Here is an 18,728-nt window from a genome sequence, read left to right as displayed (position 1 = left end):
TCCCCGCTGGGTAGTCTTGCTCGGCACACGAGAAACGAACTGCTTGGCGACGATGGGAAGTGCGGATGGCTGGGGTCAGCAAGATCGAAGAACTGGAGCGAGATTCCGGTGCACCGGTCGAGCTGAGGGTGCGCGCCGAAGCCGACCAATTGCCGGTGGTGCGGGCCGTCGCGGAGACTCTCGTGGTGCTCAGTGACTTCACTCTCGACGACATCGCCGACGTGAAACTCGTCGTAGACGAGGTGTGCTCCCAGCTCATCAAAGGTTCGGTCGCCGACGCGGAACTCTCGTGCAGGTTCTCCGTCAACGATGCCGGGATCCGAATCGTCGTGACGTCCACGCTGACTCCGACGTCGGTCCCGAAGCAGGACAGCTTCGGTTGGCACGTATTGCAAACTCTCGCAGACTCCATCGAACTCCGCGCCGACGACGCGATCGACGACGTTGCCGGCCGCACCGTCGCGATCGACGTGGTCAAGCGGAGGAGCAAGGTCTAGTGCCGGTGCCGCAGGAACGAAGCACACGGCGAGAGTCCGACGATTACAGCGACGTGGTCGCACTGATCCAGCAGATGCAGGCGCTGGACGAGAATTCACCGCAGCGTTCCGTGCTGCGTGACCGCATCATCACGCGCTGCCTTCCTCTCGCCGAACACATCGCGCGCCGATTCGGTGGGCGCGGTGAAGCGCACGAGGACCTCTTGCAGGTGTCCAGGCTGGGTCTGGTCAATGCAGTCGACCGGTTCGACATCGAGCGTGGGTCGGATTTCGTCTCGTTCGCCGTCCCCACCATCATGGGCGAAGCACGTCGCTACTTCCGCGACGCCGGCTGGTCGGTACGGGTACCGCGACGCATGAAAGAGCTGAACTCGATGATCTCGCAGGCGGTGGGATCGTTGTCGCAGAAGCTCGGTCGCGCCCCGACCGCGAGCGAAATCGCCGCCGAACTCGGGATCGACGTCAAGGAAGCATCACAGGCACTGCTTGCCCGCAGCGCGTATCAGACCGTGTCGGTCGATTCGGTGGTGAGCGAGGATCGCCTCCCGCTGATGGACACGCTCGGTGCCGACGACCCGGAACTCGAGAAGATGGAAAGCTACCTCGCTGTGCGGCCCGCACTGGAGAAGCTGCCCGAGCGCGAGCGTCGCATCGTGGTGCTCCGGTTCTTCGGGTCCATGACTCAGACGCAGATCGCCGAAAAGGTCGGAATTTCGCAGATGCACGTGTCGCGCATTCTGGCGCGCACGCTCGCTCAGTTGCGTGAGGATCTCGGCGAGGACTGAACCGGACACAGCCGACGCGGAACGATCTGTTGCCACTACTGTCGTTCGCATGAGTGTCTACGACAACATCGACGAGTACATCGCGGCCCGACGTGTCACGGGGTTGGCGGTGGATCGCAGTGGTTCTCGTGCGGTCGTTGTCGTTGCTGCTCTGAGTGATTCGCGCACCGAGTACCGAACGTCGCTGTGGGAGATCGACGTGGACGGACGTTCTCCGGCGCGGCGAATCACCCACGGCGAGCTGGGCGAAAGCGCGCCGGTGTTCACCGCGTCCGGGGATCTGATGTTCTCGCGCCGCTCCAGCGAGGAGGATCCGGCACAGTTGTGGATACTGCCCGCCGCCGGCGGGGAGGCCCACGTGGTCGAGACCCGGTCGGCGGGAATCGGTGACGTGCGAGCGGCTCGGTCCGTCGATCGGTTCGCCGGCTTCTCGCCGGTGTTCGGCTCGTCCACGACAGACGAGGACGACGACGGCCTGCGTACCGAGCGCAAGACGAACAAGGTGAATGCAATTCTGCACACCGGTGTGCCGGTGCGTTTCTGGGATCACGATCTCGGTCCCGCAACCCCGCATCTGTTCGCAGGCGAGACGGAAACCGACCTCGAGTCGGCACCACTGCGTGATCTGACGCGTGACGCGGCAGGCGCTCTGCAGGAAGCGGCCTTCGACATCAGCGCCGACGGCACTTTCGTCGTCTCCACGTGGTCGGTGCCCGGCCCGCTGGCAACCGTCCGCACGATACTGGTGCGCATCGACACCGGGACCGGAGAACGGACCACGATCGTCGACGACGCGGATGCCGATCTGGGTGCACCGGCCATCTCGCCCGACGGCCGTGCCGTCGCGTTCGTCCGTGAATCGATCTCGACTCCCGAACATGCGCCACGAATGACGTTGCAGCAGTACGATTTCGGTACGGACTCCGTCACCGATCTCGCTCCGGGCTGGGATCGATGGCCGATCGGTCCGGTCTGGCTGCCGGACGGGTCCGGCGTGTTGGTCACCGCGGACGACGACGGCCGGTCGCCGATCTTCGTGATCGAGGCGGGTGCGGAGCCGCGTCGTCTGACGCATACCGACGACGCGTACACCCACATCCATGTGTCGTCGGACGGCAATCGCGTAGTCGCTGTGGCCGCCTCGTATCTGGCCGCCCCGCACCCGGTCTCGATCGACCTGTCCGACGGCACCGTGGTCGACCTCGACGCCGGAATCGACAACGGCCCGCTGCCCGGCACGTTGACCGAGATCGAGACCGTCGTGGAGGACGGCAGTCGAGTCCGAGGATGGCTGGCGTTGCCGCACGGTGTGTCGGACGATTCGCCCGCGCCGCTGCTGCTGTGGGTGCACGGCGGCCCACTGGGTTCGTGGAACACGTGGTCCTGGCGGTGGAACCCATGGCTGATGGTGGCGCGAGGGTACGCGGTGCTGCTCCCGGATCCGGCGTTGTCCACCGGCTACGGCCAGAACTTCGTGCAGCGTGGTTGGGGCGCGTGGGGCAGTGCCCCGTTCACCGATCTGATGGCGTTGACCGATGTGGCGGTTGCCCGAACCGATATCGACGACACGCGCACCGCCGCAATGGGTGGCTCGTTCGGCGGGTACATGGCCAACTGGATCGCCGGGCACACCGACCGATTCGACGCCATCGTCACCCACGCCAGTCTGTGGGCACTCGATCAGTTCGGACCGACGACCGACGCACCGTGGTACTGGGCGCGGGAGATGTCCCCCGAGATGGCGGTGGAGAACTCTCCGCACCTGTTCGTCGCGGACATCTCGACGCCGATGCTGGTCATCCACGGTGACAAGGACTATCGCGTGCCGATCGGCGAGGGCCTACGGTTGTGGTACGAACTGCTCAGCGAATCGGGACTGCCCGCCGACGACGACGGTCAGACCGAGCACCGATTCCTGTACTTCCCCGGCGAGAACCACTGGATTCTGACGCCTCAACACGCCAAGGTCTGGTACGAGGTGGTACTGGCATTTCTGGCGGGGCATGTCCTGGGCGAGAGCGCGTCGATGCCACGAATACTGGGCCACTAGAATCGACCGGTGACCAGTTCAGCGCCAGAGACCCCAGACAACCCAGCCGACCGTTTGCCCAAGAGCTGGGACCCCAGCGAGGTAGAGGCCGAGCTGTACCGGGGTTGGGTGGATGCCGGTTATTTCGAGGCCGATGCCACCAGCGACAAGCCGCCGTACTCCATCGTGCTGCCGCCGCCCAACGTCACGGGCAGCCTGCACATGGGCCACGCCCTCGACCACACGTTGATGGACGCGCTGAGTCGGCGCAAGCGCATGCTCGGGTACGAGGTGCTGTGGCTCCCGGGAATGGACCACGCGGGCATCGCCACGCAGTCGGTGGTGGAGAAGCAGCTCGCCGCCGACGGAAAGACAAAGGAAGAGTTCGGTCGCGAACTGTTCATCGACAAGGTGTGGGATTGGAAGCGAGAGTCGGGCGGGACCATCGGCGGCCAGATGCGACGTATCGGCGACGGTGTCGACTGGAGCCGTGAGCGATTCACCATGGACGACGGCCTGTCCGAGGCCGTGCAGACCATGTTCAAGCGCATGTTCGACGACGGTCTGATCTACCGCGCCGAGCGGCTGGTCAACTGGTCGCCGGTGTTGCAGACGGCAATCTCCGACATCGAGGTGAAGTTCGAGGACGTCGAGGGTGAACTCGTCTCGCTGCGATACGGGTCGCTGGACGACTCCGAACCGCACGTCATCGTGGCCACCACTCGCGTGGAGACGATGCTCGGCGACACTGCTGTGGCGGTGCACCCCGACGACGAGCGCTACCGGGCTCTGGTGGGCACCACCCTCGAACATCCGTTCACCGGACGACGAATACCGATCATCGCCGACGACTACGTCGATCCCGAATTCGGTACCGGCGCAGTGAAAATCACTCCGGCGCACGACCCCAACGACTTCGAGATGGGCGTTCGGCACTCACTGCCGATGCCGTCGATCATGGACAAGGCCGGCCGCATCGCCGATACCGGAACGCAGTTCGACGGTATGGACCGATTCGAGGCGCGTGTCAAGGTCCGTGAGGCCCTGGCCGAGCAAGGCCGAGTGGTCGCCGAGAAGCGCCCGTACCTGCACAGCGTCGGACACTCCGAGCGCAGCGGTGAGCCGATCGAGCCGCGTCTGTCGCTGCAGTGGTGGGTCAAGGTCGACACCCTGGCCAAGGCGGCCGGTGACGCAGTTCGCAACGGCGACACCGTCATTCATCCCAAGAGTCAAGAGCCACGCTGGTTCGCCTGGGTCGACAACATGCACGATTGGTGCATCTCGCGTCAGCTGTGGTGGGGCCACCGAATTCCGATCTGGTACGGCCCCGACGGCGAGACGGTGTGCCTGGGACCGGGGGAGACCCCACCCGAGGGGTGGGAGCAGGACCCCGACGTCCTCGACACCTGGTTCTCTTCCGGCCTGTGGCCCTTCTCGACGATGGGCTGGCCGGAGGCCACTCCCGAACTGGAGAAGTTCTATCCGACCGGCGTACTCGTCACCGGCTACGACATTCTGTTCTTCTGGGTCGCCCGGATGATGATGTTCGGCACCTACGTCGGAGCCGACGACGCCATCACCGCAGGAAAGCAGGGCCCACAGGTTCCGTTCCGAGATGTCTTCCTGCACGGACTGATTCGCGATCAGTTCGGTAAGAAGATGTCCAAGTCTCGGGGCAACGGCATCGATCCGCTCGACTGGGTCGACCGCTTCGGCGCGGATGCACTGCGGTTCACGCTGGCCCGCGGTGCCAACCCGGGTGCCGACATGTCCGTCGGCGAGGATCATGCGCAATCCTCGCGCAACTTCGCCAACAAACTGTTCAACGCCACCAAGTTCGCCCTGATGAACGGCGCAGCGCCGGCCGAGCTGCCGTCGCGCGCCGCACTCACCGACGCCGACCGTTGGATCCTCGACCGGCTCGATCAGGTTCGAGCAGAGGTGGATTCGGCGTTCGATCGCTACGAGTTCAGCAAGGCGTGCGAGGCGCTCTACCACTTCACGTGGGACGAGGTCTGCGACTGGTACCTCGAAATTGCGAAGGTGCAGTTCGCCGACGAGAGCATCGCCGAATCCACCCGTGGAGTCCTGGGCAACGTTCTCGAAGCGGTGCTGCGCCTGCTGCACCCGGTCGTCCCGTTCGTGACCGAGACCCTGTGGAAGGTGCTGACCGGGGGCGAGTCCCTGGTGGTCGCCACGTGGCCGACCCCTGCCGCCGATCCGGTCGATCCTGTTGCTGCGCAACGCATCGAGGACATGCAGCGCCTCATCACCGAAATTCGTCGGTTCCGCAGCGATCAGGGGCTCAAGCCCTCGCAGAAGGTCGCCGCTCGCATCGTGGGAGTGGGCGACGCCGACCTGGAGGGCCAGATCTCGGCAGTGACCTCGCTGGCCCGGTTGACCGAGCCGGGTGCGGACTTCGCGGCGACGGCATCGGTGGAGGTGCGCACGAGCAAGGCCACCGTCGTCGTCGAGCTCGACACCTCGGGCACAGTCGATCTGGTCGCCGAACGCGCGCGACTGGTGAAGGATCTCGCTGCTGCGGAGAAGGAGTTGGCCCAGACGACCGGCAAACTGGGCAACGAGGCATTTCTGGCCAAGGCCCCGGATGCGGTGGTGGACAAGATCAGAACTCGTCAGACGATCGCTCGCGAAGAGATCGCGCGCATCGGCGCGCGCCTCGAATCGATGGGAAGCTAAGTGACCGAGCCGGACGACGCCCTGCCGTCACCACCACCGACCCCGGTCGACCTGGCCGAGCTCGCACTCGTCGAGGCCGAGCTCGACAAGCGTTGGCCAGAAACGAAGATCGAGCCGTCTACCGCCCGAATCTCGGCCCTGATGGACCTGCTCGGTTCCCCGCAGAAGGCGTATCCGTCGATCCACGTGGCCGGAACCAACGGCAAGACGTCCGTCACCCGCATGATCGATGCGTTGCTGACAGCTTTCCATCGGCGTACCGGCCGGACAACCAGCCCGCATCTGCAGATGGCCACCGAGCGGATCAGTATCGACGGCCGTCCGGTGTCCCCGCGCACCTACGTGGACACCTACAACGAGATCGCACCGTTCGTCGAGATGATCGATGCACAGTCCGAGGCCGCCGGTGGACCGCGGATGAGCAAGTTCGAGGTCGTCACCGCCATGGCGTTCGCGGCCTTCGCCGAGGCACCGGTCGAGGTCGCCGTCATCGAAACCGGGCTGGGCGGCCGCTGGGATGCCACCAACGTGGTCGACGGTGAGATCGCCGTCATCACCCCGATCGGTCTCGACCACGTCGAATTCCTCGGGGACGATCTGTCCACGATCGCGGGGGAGAAGGCCGGCATCATCAAGAAGGCACCGGAACTACTCGTGCCACGGGACACGGTGGCCATCCTAGCCAAGCAGGAACCCGAGGTGTCCGAGGTCCTGCTTCGTGCGGCGGTGCAGGCAGACGCTGCCGTGGCACGTGCCGGATCGGAGTTCACCGTTCTCGGTCGGCAGATAGCCGTGGGCGGACAACAGCTGGAGTTGCAGGGGCTGGGCGGTGTCTACACCGACATCTTCCTGCCGTTGCACGGAGAGCACCAGGCGCACAACGCCTCTCTCGCTCTCGCAGCAGTCGAGGCATTCTTCGGGGCGGGCCCGGACCGTCAACTCGACCAGGACACCGTGCGCGAAGCCTTTGCGACCGTGGTCAATCCCGGTCGTCTCGAGCGAGTGCGTAACGCGCCCACGGTGTTTCTCGATGCCGCGCACAACCCGCACGGGGCCGCTGCACTGGCGGCCGCCCTGACCGACGAATTCGACTTCCGCAAACTCGTCGGGGTCGTCAGTGTCATGGCGGACAAGGACGTCGGCGCGATCCTCGAAGCATTGGAACCGGTGTTCGACGACATCGTCGTCACCCACAACGGGTCCGGTCGAGCGATGGATGTCGACGCGTTGGCCGACATAGCCGTGGCCAAGTTCGGCGACGAGCGGGTCGTGGTGGCGTCGACGCTGCCCGATGCGCTCGAAACGGCAATCGGGTTGGCCGAAGAAGTGGCCGAGCCCGGCGAAGCCGTGTCCGGTGCCGGGGTCGTCGTCACCGGCTCGGTGGTGACCGTGGGCGCAGCGCGCACGTTGTTCGGAAAGGATCCCGCGTGAGCGAAGCAGAGTTTCGACCACCGACAACCGACCCGTGGAAGGGATTTCGCGGTGTGTCGGCGGGCACACTGGTACTGGAAGCGATCGTGACTCTGCTCGCTCTTCCGGTCGTGGCGACTCTCGGCGGCGGCGCAACGTGGTTCTCGACCACCTATATCGTGGCGCTCGCCGTGGTGATGATTCTGGCCGCGGGGAAACAGGGCGAACCCTGGGCGATGAAGCTCAACCTCGCGTTGCAGTTCTTCGTGATGGCCGGGGCGGTGTTCCATCTGTCCATCGGCGCCGTGGGTCTGATCTTCCTTGCCGTGTGGCTGTATCTGCTCTATCTGCGCCGGGACATCACCGAACGCATTCGACGCGGCATGCTGCCCGGGCAACGCGACTGACACCGGACCGGTCGGTTGGGGCCATGCGCCGCGCGACCGGGTGCCGGTGTCCATTACTGTCGTCGACGTGACCGATCGCACCCTAGTACTGATCAAGCCAGACGGAGTTGCCCGGCGTTACGTAGGAGAGATCCTCGGCCGCGTGGAGAAGAAGGGTCTGAGCATCGTCGCCCTCGAGCTCAAGACCGTCTCTCGCGACGTGGCCTCGGCTCACTACGCGGAGCACGAGAGCAAGCCGTTCTTCCCCGACCTTCTCGAGTTCATCACCTCCGGGCCCGTGGTGGCCGCGGTTCTCGAAGGCCCCCGTGCCATCGAAGCCTTCCGTCAGATCGCCGGCGGCACGGATCCGGTTGCCAAAGCAGTTCCCGGCACCATCCGAGGTGACCTGGCCCTCGACGGTCAGCAGAACCTGGTACACGGATCCGATTCGGTGGAATCCGCAGAGCGCGAGATCGCCCTGTGGTTCCCCGACTTGACCGCCTCCTAGAAGCCCGTCGCAGAGCCTTTCCGCAGTCACGCCGCACCCGCTCGAAGTCCGATCGGTGCGGCGTGGCTCGTACGGATCATCGCGTGTGGGATACTCGACGGAGATCGACCCCACAGCACTTGTACGTTCACACGCTCCACCTCTGTTCAGCTCCACCGAAGTTCGCTAGAGAAAAAGTGCTCGTGGGATCGATCGGATGACTGTCGTCGACCCGCTGCCCGTCATCGCAGAGTCGCGAACGAGAGACAGGCTCGTTCGCGTTCATGCTTGATGATCAGGCGCTCGGATCGCCGAGACACCACCATCCAGCCAGGCACTGCACACGCCGTCGTCGGCCACCGAGATTCACGAGGTGGCTCACACGATTTGTGGAGAGCGAGACCGAACAGCTGACGTCCAACCCGACGTGAGTACACAAGGATTGCCCTCGCGTGGCCGCGTCACACCCGATTTCGGATGAACGCGCCCGGGGGCCCGAGGAGACTACGTGGCCGATCAAAGCCCGCCCGAAGATGTACAGAGCACGAACGCAGGAAATCCGGAGGACACCGACGCGGTGTCGTCCGCGAAATCCGACGCGGTTTCCGTGCAACCCGACACCATCGAATTGCCGACCAGGCTGCGCGTGCATGCACTGGCGAAGATTCTGGGTGTGACCAGCAAGCAGTTGCTCGTCACTCTCGGTGAGCTCGGCATCGAAGCCCGCAGCGCGCAGTCGAGTCTGAGCCGAGACGTTGCCGAGTCGGTGCGCGATTCGGTGAACGGGCCGACCGCACCCGCCCCCGATGCCTCCGCAGCGGAGTCGCCGGCACCGGATGCGTCGACAGACCAGCAGCCCGAGCCCGCATCGGTAGAGGTGCCGGCCGAGACGGCTCCCTCGGTAGAGGTCCCCGCTGCCGAGGCAACGCTGTTCACCAGCGCGCCCACGGCCGAGCCCGAGGCCGCCCAACCCACGGCCACGACCTTTGCGACGCCGGTGTTCCTGCAGCCGGCAGCGGCAGAGCCCGCAGCAGAATCGGCGGATGCGCCGTCCGAGGCCCCCGCGCGGCGTCGACGTAGCCGCAAGGCCGCACCCAAGGACGAGGCACCGTCCGATAACAACGCTACGTCCGACAAGGCCACGGACGAGCCCGCCACCGGCGAGTCACCCGTCGCCGAGAACGTCTCTACTGTCGCCTCCGACACCGCCACGCAGGACACCGCTGTGTCCGGTGCTCCCGTGTCCGAGTCCGGTGCTTCGGATGCGTCCTCCGACGAGTCCGGGGCTTCCTCGGCAGCGGACGGCTCGGGCGACGACGACGACCAGTCTCAGCCCCGTCGCCGTCGGCGCGGTCGCCGCGGTCGTGGGCGTGGACGCGGAGAGCAGTCGTCCGACGACAACTCGACCGACGACAACTCGACCGACGAGGATTCGGACGACACCGACTCCGAGACGGACAGCAGCACGTCCGCCTCTTCGGCAGACGGCGAGTCCACCGGAGCGGACGAGTCCGACGATTCCGATGCCGACGAGACCTCCGGCGACGACCAGCCCTCGAGTTCGGGACGGCGTTCGCGTCGCTCGCGGTCACGCGGCCGCGGGTCCGATCGGCAGAACGCCACGACCGACGCCACCACCGACGGGTCGGACAAGCAGGGCGAGGACAGTGACGACGAGTCCGAGTCCGGCGCTCAGGACAACTTCGGCGACTCCGACAACGGTGATTCCGACAACGGCGATTCGGACGGAGACGGCTCGAGCCGTCGTCGTCGGCGCCGCCGCCGTCGTAAGACCGGAGCCGAGGCCGCGGCAGAAGCAGCTGCGTCGTCCGAGGACGACCCGCCCAACACCGTCGTGCACGAACGCGAGCCGCGCAACAAGAGCCGCGCAGCGCGCGACGAGGTGCAGGGCATCTCCGGTTCGACTCGGCTCGAGGCCAAGCGGCAGCGTCGCCGTGACGGCCGCGATGCCGGGCGACGTCGTCCGCCGATTCTGACCGAATCGGAATTCCTCGCTCGTCGTGAGTCGGTGGACCGCGTGATGGTCGTTCGCGAGAAGGCCACCCCGGACCATCCGTTGACCACGCAGGTCGCCGTGCTCGAAGACGGCGTTCTGGTGGAGCACTTCGTGACCAGTAGCGCCACCGCCTCGATGGTGGGCAACGTCTATCTCGGCCGCGTGCAGAACGTCCTGCCCAGTATGGAAGCAGCGTTCATCGACATCGGCCGTGGTCGTAACGGTGTGCTGTACGCAGGCGAGGTCAATTGGGACGCTGCCGGTCTCGGCGGAAGCGCGCGCAAGATCGAGCAGGCCCTCAAGCCGGGCGATCAGGTTCTGGTGCAGGTCAGCAAGGACCCGGTGGGACACAAGGGCGCTCGCTTGACGACTCAGCTGTCGTTGGCCGGACGCTTCCTCGTCTACGTTCCCGGTGGCAGTTCCACCGGCATCAGCCGCAAGCTGCCCGACACCGAGCGCAAGCGACTCAAGGAAATTCTGCGCGACATCGTTCCCCCCGAGGCCGGCGTAATCATCAGGACCGCAGCCGAGGGCGTCAGCGAGGAAGAACTCGCGCGTGACGTGACGCGGCTGCAGGCCCAGTGGGCCAGCATCGAAGAGCGGTCCGCGAACGCAGAAACGGGCAAGGGCGTGCAGCCGCAGACGCTGTACGAAGAGCCCGACATGCTGGTGAAGGTCATTCGCGACCTCTTCAACGAGGACTTCTCGAAGCTCGTCATCGAGGGTGACAAGGCGTGGACGACCACGTCGAACTACGTGGAGACCGTGGCTCCGGACATGATGGAGCGCCTGCAGCGCTACGAGGCCAACGGCAGCTCCGTGGACGTGTTCGCAGCTCACCGCATCGACGAACAGCTGGCCAAGGCCCTCGATCGTAAGGTGTGGTTGCCCTCGGGCGGCACGCTGGTGATCGATCGCACCGAGGCGATGACGGTCGTCGACGTCAACACCGGAAAGTTCACCGGCTCCGGCGGCAACCTGGAAGAGACCGTCACCCGCAACAACATCGAGGCGGCCGAGGAAGTCGTCCGCCAGATGCGTCTGCGCGACATCGGCGGCATGATCGTCGTCGACTTCATCGACATGGTGCTGGAATCGAACCGTGATCTGGTGCTCCGCCGCCTGACCGAGGCGTTGGGCCGTGACCGGACCCGTCATCAGGTGTCGGAGGTGACCTCGCTCGGTCTGGTGCAGATGACGCGCAAGAAGCTCGGCACGGGATTGGTCGAGGCCTTCTCCACCACGTGCGAGCACTGCCAGGGTCGCGGAATCATCGTGCATCCGTTCCCCATCGACGCCAAGCCGGACTCCGACGGTGGACGCCCGAGCTCGTCACGTTCGGACTCGAACGGTTCGGGCAACGGCAGCAGGCGTCGACGCGGCAAGGACGCCAAGTCCGACGGAAACGATCGGTCCGACAACACCGAGCGGTCGACGCCGAACGGACAGTCGGGCACGACGGACGGGACCGACCACCCGGTGGTCGACCCGTCGATCAAGCGGGCACACCCCGTGGCTCTGGCGATGGCAGCGCATCATGACGACGTGGTGGCCGATGTCAGCCCCGCGGAGGTCTCGCAGGCATCGTCCGGCTCCGCCGGTGACAGGGACGAGTCGGTCACCGTGGTCTCGGCCGAGGACGTGGCTGTCGCGGCAGCGGCGAACGAGGACGCGGACGCCGCGCAGGCAACCGTGGACAGCGCGCAGGCTCACGAGCCGGTGCCGGCTGCAGAATCCGTCGGCGACGGCGGTTCCGCGGATACCGGGGCGACGCAGTCCTCCGACGACACCCCCGCCCAGCCGGAGCCGGTGGTGGCCACCCCACGACGGGGCCGACGGGTGGCTCGGAAGGCCGCCGCGCCGACCAGTGCTGCGCCGGATGCCGGTGTGCTGATGGTGGTTTCGGCCACGGCAGACGCCGACGATGTTGCCGACGCAGGTTCGGTCGGCGGTGACACGGTGGCCGATTCAGCGCCGCTGACAGCGGCGGCGGAGCAGCCTGTCGAGCAGGTGGACGTGCCGACCGCACGTCCGCGCAGGAGACGGGCAGCGGCACGTCCGGCAGGCCCGCCGGTGGACATCGATGTGTAGGGGTCGAGGCGGTTTGACCCTGGCCGTCTCTCTGCCGTAACCTTGATAAGTCGCTCCCGGTGACACTGTCTTGTTGTGCCTAGCGGTCCTGCAAGTGGAAACAGTTCTCGAGTGGTTCGGATGCAGTTCGGTCCGGATCGGCCGAATGGGAGCAAGCAAACACGTTTTACCAGACCAGTCGCGGTGCCATGCGCAACGCGAGCAAGTTCGAAGAAGCAAGGGGTAGCCCTCCGATGGCAACGTACGCGATCGTCAAGACCGGCGGAAAGCAGTACAAGGTCGCTGTTGGTGACCTCGTCAAGGTCGAGAAGATCGAGGGAGCGCCCGGCACTGCTGTCTCGCTTGCTCCGGTCCTCGTCGTAGACGGATCCGACCTGACCACAGATGCAGACAAGCTGGCAAAGATCTCGGTCGCCAGTGAGATCGTCGAGCACACCAAGGGCCCGAAGATCCGCATCCACAAGTTCAAGAACAAGACCGGATACCACAAGCGTCAGGGACACAGGCAGAAGCTGACTGTCCTCAAGGTCACTGGCATCAAGTAACCAGGTCTCACCGGACCCGAGTTCTTTTCAGCTGATTCACCCCGAGGAGGGTATGCAACATGGCACATAAGAAGGGTGCATCAAGCTCCCGTAACGGTCGCGACTCGAACGCACAGCGCCTCGGCGTCAAGCGTTTCGGCGGCCAGACCGTCGGCGCAGGCGAGATCCTGGTCCGCCAGCGCGGCACGCACTTCCACCCCGGCGTCAACGTCGGCCGTGGCGGCGACGACACCCTGTTCGCACTCGCTCCCGGCGCAGTCGAATTCGGTGCCAAGCGCGGACGCAAGACCGTGAACATCGTTCCGGTCACTGTAGAGGCCTAGTCCTTCTGCAGCTCGCGCTCACGATGACCGGCACGGCAGGCAACTGCCCGGGTCGGACGTCCACCGCGCACGTTCACAGCTCCCGATAGGGGCGGACCAGGGTCACGAGACCGGTCCGCCCCTATCGCTTTTTTCACCCCGTTTTTCTTCCAGAAAGGATCGAAGACAGCTATGTCACGATTCATCGACCGCGTGGTGCTGCACGTCAGCGCCGGCAAAGGTGGCAACGGCTGCTCTTCGGTTCACCGCGAGAAGTTCAAGCCTCTCGGCGGCCCGGACGGCGGCAACGGCGGTCAGGGTGGCGGAGTCATCTTCGTCGTCGACAGCAACGTCCACACATTGCTCGACTTCCACTTCTCCAGTCATGCAAAGGCCGGCAACGGAACTCAGGGCATGGGCGGAAACCGTGAAGGGGCCAACGGAGAGGACCTGATTCTCAAGGTCCCCGACGGCACCGTCGTGCTCGACAAGAAGGGCAACGTCCTCGCCGACATGATCGGTGAAGGAACGCGTTTCGACGCCGCTCCCGGCGGGCGCGGCGGGCTAGGCAACGCAGCACTGGCGTCCAAGGCTCGTCGAGCGCCCGGTTTCGCTCTGCTCGGCGAAGAGGGGATCGAACGCGAGCTCGTCCTCGAACTCAAGTCCGTCGCCGACGTCGGCCTCGTCGGGTTTCCGTCGGCCGGTAAGTCCTCGCTGGTTTCGGTTCTCTCCGCAGCGAAGCCGAAGATCGCCGACTACCCGTTCACCACACTGGTGCCCAACCTCGGTGTCGTCTCCAGTGGAGACACCACGTTCACCGTCGCCGACGTCCCCGGACTGATCCCCGGCGCGAGTCAGGGCCGCGGTCTCGGACTGGACTTCCTGCGTCACCTCGAGCGATGCGCTGTGCTCGCACACGTAGTCGATTGCGCGACACTGGATCCGGGCCGTGACCCGATCTCCGACGTCGACGCTCTCGAAGCCGAGCTGGCGGCCTACAAGCCCGCCCTGTCCGGTGATGCCAGCCTCGGTGATCTCGCCGACCGGCCCCGCATCGTCGTACTGAACAAGGCAGACATTCCCGAGGGTGCCGAGCTCGCCGAGATGGTCACCGCGGAATTCGAGTCTCGCGGCTGGCCGGTGTTCACCATCTCCGCAGTGACGCGCGCCGGTCTCAAGCCTCTGACGTTCGCGTTGGCGAAGCTCGTCGAGGATTACCGCACAGCTCACCCGGCACCGGAGCCGCGGCGTCAGGTGCTGCGTCCCGTCGCACGAAACGACGACAGCTTCAAGGTCGTCAAGGATCCGGACATCCCGGACGGCTTCATCGTGCGCGGTACCCGTCCGGAACGGTGGGTGCGCCAGACGCAGTTCACCAATGACGAGGCCGTCGGCTACCTCGCGGACCGCCTCGCGCGGCTCGGCGTCGAGGATGCACTGATCAAGGCGGGCGCTCAGCCGGGCGCGTCGGTCACCATCGGCGACGTGTCCTTCGATTGGGAACCGCAGACCCCGGCCGGTGTCGAGATCACGATGACCGGTCGCGGCACCGATGCTCGACTCGATCAGGTCGAGCGCATCGGTGCCTCCGAGCGCAAGCACGCCCGTCAGGTTCGCCGCGGGCTCGATACCGAACAGGAGTAGACGAGGTGTCGGTGCGTGAATCCGATTCGCCCGCAGAGGCTCTCACCGATACCCGTCGTACGATCGCCGACGCCAAGCGCATCGTGGTCAAGATCGGATCCTCGGCGCTCACCAGCCTCGATGCCGGTCTCGATCTGGCTCGACTGGACCTGTTGGCCGACGCCATCGAGTCGCGGATGCGTAGCGGCACCGACGTGGTCGTCGTCTCGTCGGGCGCGATCGGTGCAGGCATGGCACCACTCGGCCTCACCAGACGCCCGCGTGACCTCGCAACGAAGCAGGCTGCGGCGAGCGTAGGGCAGCTTGCTCTGGTCAACGCCTGGAGTTCGTCGTTCCACCGGTACGGCCGCACGGTCGGGCAGGTGTTGCTGACCGCCGAGGACATCGCGCGGCGAACCAATCACCGTAATGCCCAGCGCACCTTGGATCGGCTACGGTCGCTCGGCGCAGTAGCGATCGTCAACGAGAACGACACCGTGGCCACCGCCGAGATTCGGTTCGGTGACAACGATCGGTTGGCGGCACTGGTGGCACACCTCGTCGGTGCCGACGCGCTGTTCCTGCTCTCGGATGTGGACGGGCTCTACGACGGTGACCCGCGTAAGGGTTCGGCCACGTTGATCCCCGAGGTGACCAGCCCGGAGGATCTGGACGGCGTCGTCGCCGGGTCCGGGGGAGCGCTCGGTACCGGCGGTATGGCCTCCAAACTCTCTGCTGCGCGCCTGGCGGCCGACGCCGGGGTTCCGGTGCTGCTGGCCGCGGCATCCGATGCTGCTCACGCTCTGACGACGTCCGCAGTGGGCACCGCCTTCGCGGCGCGCCCGACGCGGTTGTCGGCACGAAAGTTCTGGGTGCGGCATGCGGCCGACGCGGCAGGTGAGCTACACCTCGATGCCGGTGCCGTGCGAGCAGTCGTCGAGCGGCGCAGGTCGTTGTTGTCTGCGGGGATCACGGCCGTGTCCGGTTCTTTTCACGGCGGAGACGTCGTCTCTCTCGTCGATACCGACGGTGTACTGGTGGCCCGTGGGGTCGTCGCCTACGACTCCGGGGAGTTGTCCGGAATGCTCGGGCGGTCCACGGGGGAGTTGGCCGCGGAGCTACAGCGTCCGGTGGTTCACGCGGACGATCTCGTCCGCGCCTGATCGGACGCGTCGGCCAGCGCTGTCGCTGTTTCCGAACAGCCGGTATGCAGTGTGAGAGAGGCGAATTCGTCGCCACGGGTAGAACCCCGATTGACGATGACAACGGGCGTGCCGGTCTTGAACGCGTGTCTGACGAATCGCAGGCCCGACATCACGGTCAGCGAGGACCCCAGCACCAGCAGCGCGTCGCTGCGATCGACGAGGTCGAAGGCCTCGGCGACGCGCGGTTTGGGGACACTCTCGCCGAAATAGACGATGTCGGGTTTGAGTATGCCGGAACAGGATTCGCAATCGACCATCCGAAAATGCGCGGTGGACGAGATGATCGCGTCGGCATCGGGTGCGATCTCGACGCCCTCGGCCGGAGCAACGGATTCGACGAAGCCGGGGTTGGCTCGATCCAAGCGTCTGGCCAACTCGAACCTCGACACCAACCGCTCGCAGTTCAGGCAGCGCACGCGGGCGTAGACACCGTGGAGATCGATGACGTTGCGGCTGCCGGCCTTGGTGTGCAGCATATCGACGTTCTGGGTGATGATGCCGGTGACGACTCCTGCGCGTTCGAGACGGGTCAGGGCTCGGTGGCCGTCGTTGGGCACTGCCGCGTCCATGTGTCGCCAACCCACGTGATTACGCGCCCAGTAGTGCCTTCTGAACTCGGCATCACCGATGAACTGCTGAAAAGTCATCGGATTGCGCGGTGGTGACTTCGGACCCCGATAGTCCGGAATTCCGGAGTCGGTCGACATGCCGGCACCGGTGAGCACTGCAACAGTTCTTCCGTCCAGCATCGAGAGCAATTGCCGATACGTTTCCGCGGGCGCGGTCGGAGCATTCACCTCGTCCAGGATAGCGAAGAGTCGTGTCACGCATCGACCGACAACGACGACACCGGGCCCGCACCGACAATGCGTCGGTGCGGGCCCGGTGTTGTGACGAAATGCGTTACGCAGGTACCTCGACGAGGGGGTACACGCCGTTCTCGTCGTGCGTCTCGTTGCCGACGACCGGCGGGTTGAACACACACAACATGCGCATTGTCGTGCGCGGCTCCACGGTGTGACGCTCGTGCCCGTTGAGCAGGTACATCGACCCCGGTCCGAGCTCGTACGTCTGTCCGGTCTCGCGATCGGTCAGCGTTCCTTCACCCTCGATGAGCCACACCGCTTCGACGTGATTCGCGTAGTGGAAGTTGTTCACCGTTCCGGGCTGGATGGTGGTCTCGTGGAACGAGAAGCCGACCTTGTCACCGCCCAGAATGATTCTCTTGCTGCGCCAGTTGCCGTCCTCGCTCGAGATGTCGCGGTCGGTTCCGGTGATTTCTTCGGTGGTGCGAACGATCATGCGATGTCTCCTTCGATGTCGGTGTGTGCTGGGCGCGGCTAGGACAGAACCTTCGCCACTGCACTTTCGATGATGTCCAGGCCGCGGTCGAGCTCGTCGATCGTCGTGGTCAACGGGGGAAGAAGCTTGACGACCTCGTCCTTGGGGCCCGCGGTCTCGACCAGCAGACGCTCGTCGTAGCACAGCTGAGACACCTTGCCGGCCATCTCCGCGTCGTCGAACACGAGAGCCTGGACCATGCCGCGACCGCGAGTCGAGATGCCGTCGAACTTGGCGCACAACTTCATGAACCGATCCTGGATGTGCTCACCCTTGGCGAGAACGTCCTTCTCGAACGTGTCGTCGGACCAGTAGTGATCGATGGCCACCTTCGAGGTGACGAACGACGGGTTGAAGCCGCGGAACGTGCCGTTGTGCTCACCGGGAGCCCAGACGTCGAGTTCGGGCTTGAACAACGTCAGAGCCATCGGCATGCCGTAGCCGCCGACGGACTTCGACAGGGTGACGATGTCCGGAACGATGCCGGCCTCCTCGAAGGAGAAGAACTGACCGGTGCGTCCGCAGCCCATCTGCACGTCGTCGACGATCAGCAGGATCTCGCGCCGCTTGCACAGCTCGGCCAGCGCCCGGAGCCATTCGGGCCGTGCGACATTGATGCCGCCCTCGCCCTGGATGGTTTCGACGATCACTGCCGCCGGACGGTTGAATCCACTGCCGGAGTCGTCGAGCACGCGCTCGAACCACTGGAAGTCTTCCGTGACGCCGCCGAAGTAGTTGTCGTAGGGCATCGGGGTGGTGTGCACCAATGGAATTCCGGCGCCAGCTCGCTTCATCGAGTTGCCGGTGACCGACAACGCGCCGAGTGTCATGCCGTGGAATGCGTTGGTGAAGTTGATGATCGCTTCGCGTCCGGTGACCTTTCGGGCCAGCTTCAACGCCGCCTCGACGGTGTTGGCACCGGTCGGTCCGGGGAACTGAACCTTGTAGTCGAGGCCGCGGGGATCGAGGATGTTCTTCTTGAACGACTCGAGGAACTCACGCTTGGCGACGGTGGACATGTCGAGTCCGTGGGTGATCCCGTCGCTCTGGATGTAGTCCACCAACGCACTCTTGAGAATGTCGTTGTTATGGCCGTAATTCAAAGCGCCTGCGCCACCGAAGAAGTCGAGGTACTCGACGCCGTCCTCGTCGGTCAGTGTCGATCCCTTGGAGGTCGCGAACACTGCGGGCCACTGACGACTGTAACTGCGTACGCCGGACTCGACAGTCTCGAAGACGTCGGGCTTCTCTGTTGTGACGGTGTTCTTTTCGGTCATGTTCTGCTTGTTCCTTTCGTAATTCCGCGATGC

At 65.2% G+C, this 18,728-nt stretch carries 15 protein-coding genes; 12 read left to right on the top strand and 3 right to left on the bottom strand.

Going from position 1 to position 18,728, the window contains the following annotated elements:
• Positions 1-65: 65 nt before the first annotated feature.
• The 12 genes from CH262_RS16445 (at position 66) to proB (ending at position 16,035) form a co-directional block, all read left to right on the top strand.
• Positions 66-497 carry an ATP-binding protein gene (locus tag CH262_RS16445; RefSeq protein WP_027497563.1) on the top strand — a complete coding sequence of 144 codons (432 nt, stop codon included), beginning with the start codon at positions 66-68 and terminating at the stop codon, positions 495-497.
• Positions 497-1,282, top strand: a complete 786-nt coding sequence (locus tag CH262_RS16440; RefSeq protein WP_032368200.1) for a SigB/SigF/SigG family RNA polymerase sigma factor — start codon at positions 497-499, stop codon at positions 1,280-1,282. The genes CH262_RS16445 and CH262_RS16440 overlap by 1 nt, the downstream gene beginning before the upstream one ends.
• 49 nt (positions 1,283-1,331) lie before the next feature.
• Positions 1,332-3,332, top strand: coding sequence for a S9 family peptidase (locus CH262_RS16435; protein ID WP_094717947.1), 2,001 nt, complete (start codon positions 1,332-1,334; stop codon positions 3,330-3,332).
• A gap of 9 nt (positions 3,333-3,341) precedes the next feature.
• Entirely contained in the window at positions 3,342-6,011 is a 2,670-nt protein-coding gene (locus CH262_RS16430) for a valine--tRNA ligase (protein WP_094717946.1), read from the top strand.
• Complete coding sequence (gene folC, locus CH262_RS16425) at positions 6,012-7,442, top strand: bifunctional tetrahydrofolate synthase/dihydrofolate synthase (protein WP_052053192.1); 1,431 nt, start codon at positions 6,012-6,014, stop codon at positions 7,440-7,442.
• Entirely contained in the window at positions 7,439-7,828 is a 390-nt protein-coding gene (locus CH262_RS16420; RefSeq protein WP_027497558.1) for a DUF4233 domain-containing protein, read from the top strand. Before folC ends, CH262_RS16420 begins: the two co-directional genes overlap by 4 nt.
• Positions 7,829-7,895: 67 nt before the next feature.
• A complete protein-coding gene (gene ndk / locus CH262_RS16415) occupies positions 7,896-8,315 on the top strand; it encodes a nucleoside-diphosphate kinase (RefSeq protein WP_027497557.1) in 420 nt (139 codons plus the stop codon).
• A 487-nt stretch (positions 8,316-8,802) separates the two neighbouring features.
• Entirely contained in the window at positions 8,803-12,402 is a 3,600-nt protein-coding gene (locus tag CH262_RS16410) for a translation initiation factor IF-2 N-terminal domain-containing protein (protein ID WP_094717945.1), read from the top strand.
• Positions 12,403-12,635: 233 nt separating this feature from the next.
• Positions 12,636-12,947 (top strand): 50S ribosomal protein L21, encoded by a 312-nt coding sequence (gene rplU / locus CH262_RS16405; RefSeq protein WP_027497555.1) that lies wholly within the window; start codon positions 12,636-12,638, stop codon positions 12,945-12,947.
• A gap of 59 nt (positions 12,948-13,006) precedes the next feature.
• Complete coding sequence (gene rpmA / locus CH262_RS16400; protein ID WP_027497554.1) at positions 13,007-13,270, top strand: 50S ribosomal protein L27; 264 nt, start codon at positions 13,007-13,009, stop codon at positions 13,268-13,270.
• Between the two features lie 171 nt (positions 13,271-13,441).
• Entirely contained in the window at positions 13,442-14,893 is a 1,452-nt protein-coding gene (obgE, locus tag CH262_RS16395) for a GTPase ObgE (RefSeq protein WP_032368196.1), read from the top strand.
• A 62-nt stretch (positions 14,894-14,955) separates the two neighbouring features.
• Complete coding sequence (proB, locus tag CH262_RS16390) at positions 14,956-16,035, top strand: glutamate 5-kinase (RefSeq protein WP_370878787.1); 1,080 nt, start codon at positions 14,956-14,958, stop codon at positions 16,033-16,035.
• Here proB and CH262_RS16385 read toward each other — a convergent pair.
• From CH262_RS16385 to ectB, 3 genes are all read right to left on the bottom strand, one after another.
• A complete protein-coding gene (locus CH262_RS16385) occupies positions 16,008-16,826 on the bottom strand; it encodes a Sir2 family NAD-dependent protein deacetylase (protein ID WP_032368456.1) in 819 nt (272 codons plus the stop codon). The two genes, proB and CH262_RS16385, sit on opposite strands and share 28 nt — an antisense overlap.
• 154 nt (positions 16,827-16,980) lie before the next feature.
• Positions 16,981-17,379 (bottom strand): ectoine synthase, encoded by a 399-nt coding sequence (locus CH262_RS16380; RefSeq protein ID WP_027497550.1) that lies wholly within the window; start codon positions 17,377-17,379, stop codon positions 16,981-16,983.
• A 38-nt stretch (positions 17,380-17,417) separates the two neighbouring features.
• Entirely contained in the window at positions 17,418-18,695 is a 1,278-nt protein-coding gene (ectB, locus tag CH262_RS16375) for a diaminobutyrate--2-oxoglutarate transaminase (protein ID WP_256988852.1), read from the bottom strand.
• Positions 18,696-18,728: the final 33 nt, after the last annotated feature.

The sequence above is a fragment of the Rhodococcus sp. 05-2255-1e genome, from assembly GCF_002259025.1.
GTDB lineage: Bacteria > Actinomycetota > Actinomycetes > Mycobacteriales > Mycobacteriaceae > Rhodococcoides > Rhodococcoides fascians.
Note: the sequence above shows the minus strand (reverse complement) of the source record. Positions and strands in the feature narration are given on the sequence as shown.

What these genes read in the sequence shown, in the direction of transcription:
- CH262_RS16435 (WP_094717947.1), top strand. Translation starts at nt 1,332, where the DNA reads ATGAGTGTCTACGACAACATCGACGAGTACATCGCGGCCCGACGTGTC.
- CH262_RS16385 (WP_032368456.1), bottom strand. Translation starts at nt 16,826, where the DNA reads ATGCTGGACGGAAGAACTGTTGCAGTGCTCACCGGTGCCGGCATGTCG.
- obgE (WP_032368196.1), top strand. Translation starts at nt 13,442, where the DNA reads ATGTCACGATTCATCGACCGCGTGGTGCTGCACGTCAGCGCCGGCAAA.
- CH262_RS16380 (WP_027497550.1), bottom strand. Translation starts at nt 17,379, where the DNA reads ATGATCGTTCGCACCACCGAAGAAATCACCGGAACCGACCGCGACATC.
- ectB (WP_256988852.1), bottom strand. Translation starts at nt 18,695, where the DNA reads ATGACCGAAAAGAACACCGTCACAACAGAGAAGCCCGACGTCTTCGAG.
- CH262_RS16445 (WP_027497563.1), top strand. Translation starts at nt 66, where the DNA reads ATGGCTGGGGTCAGCAAGATCGAAGAACTGGAGCGAGATTCCGGTGCA.
- rplU (WP_027497555.1), top strand. Translation starts at nt 12,636, where the DNA reads ATGGCAACGTACGCGATCGTCAAGACCGGCGGAAAGCAGTACAAGGTC.
- rpmA (WP_027497554.1), top strand. Translation starts at nt 13,007, where the DNA reads ATGGCACATAAGAAGGGTGCATCAAGCTCCCGTAACGGTCGCGACTCG.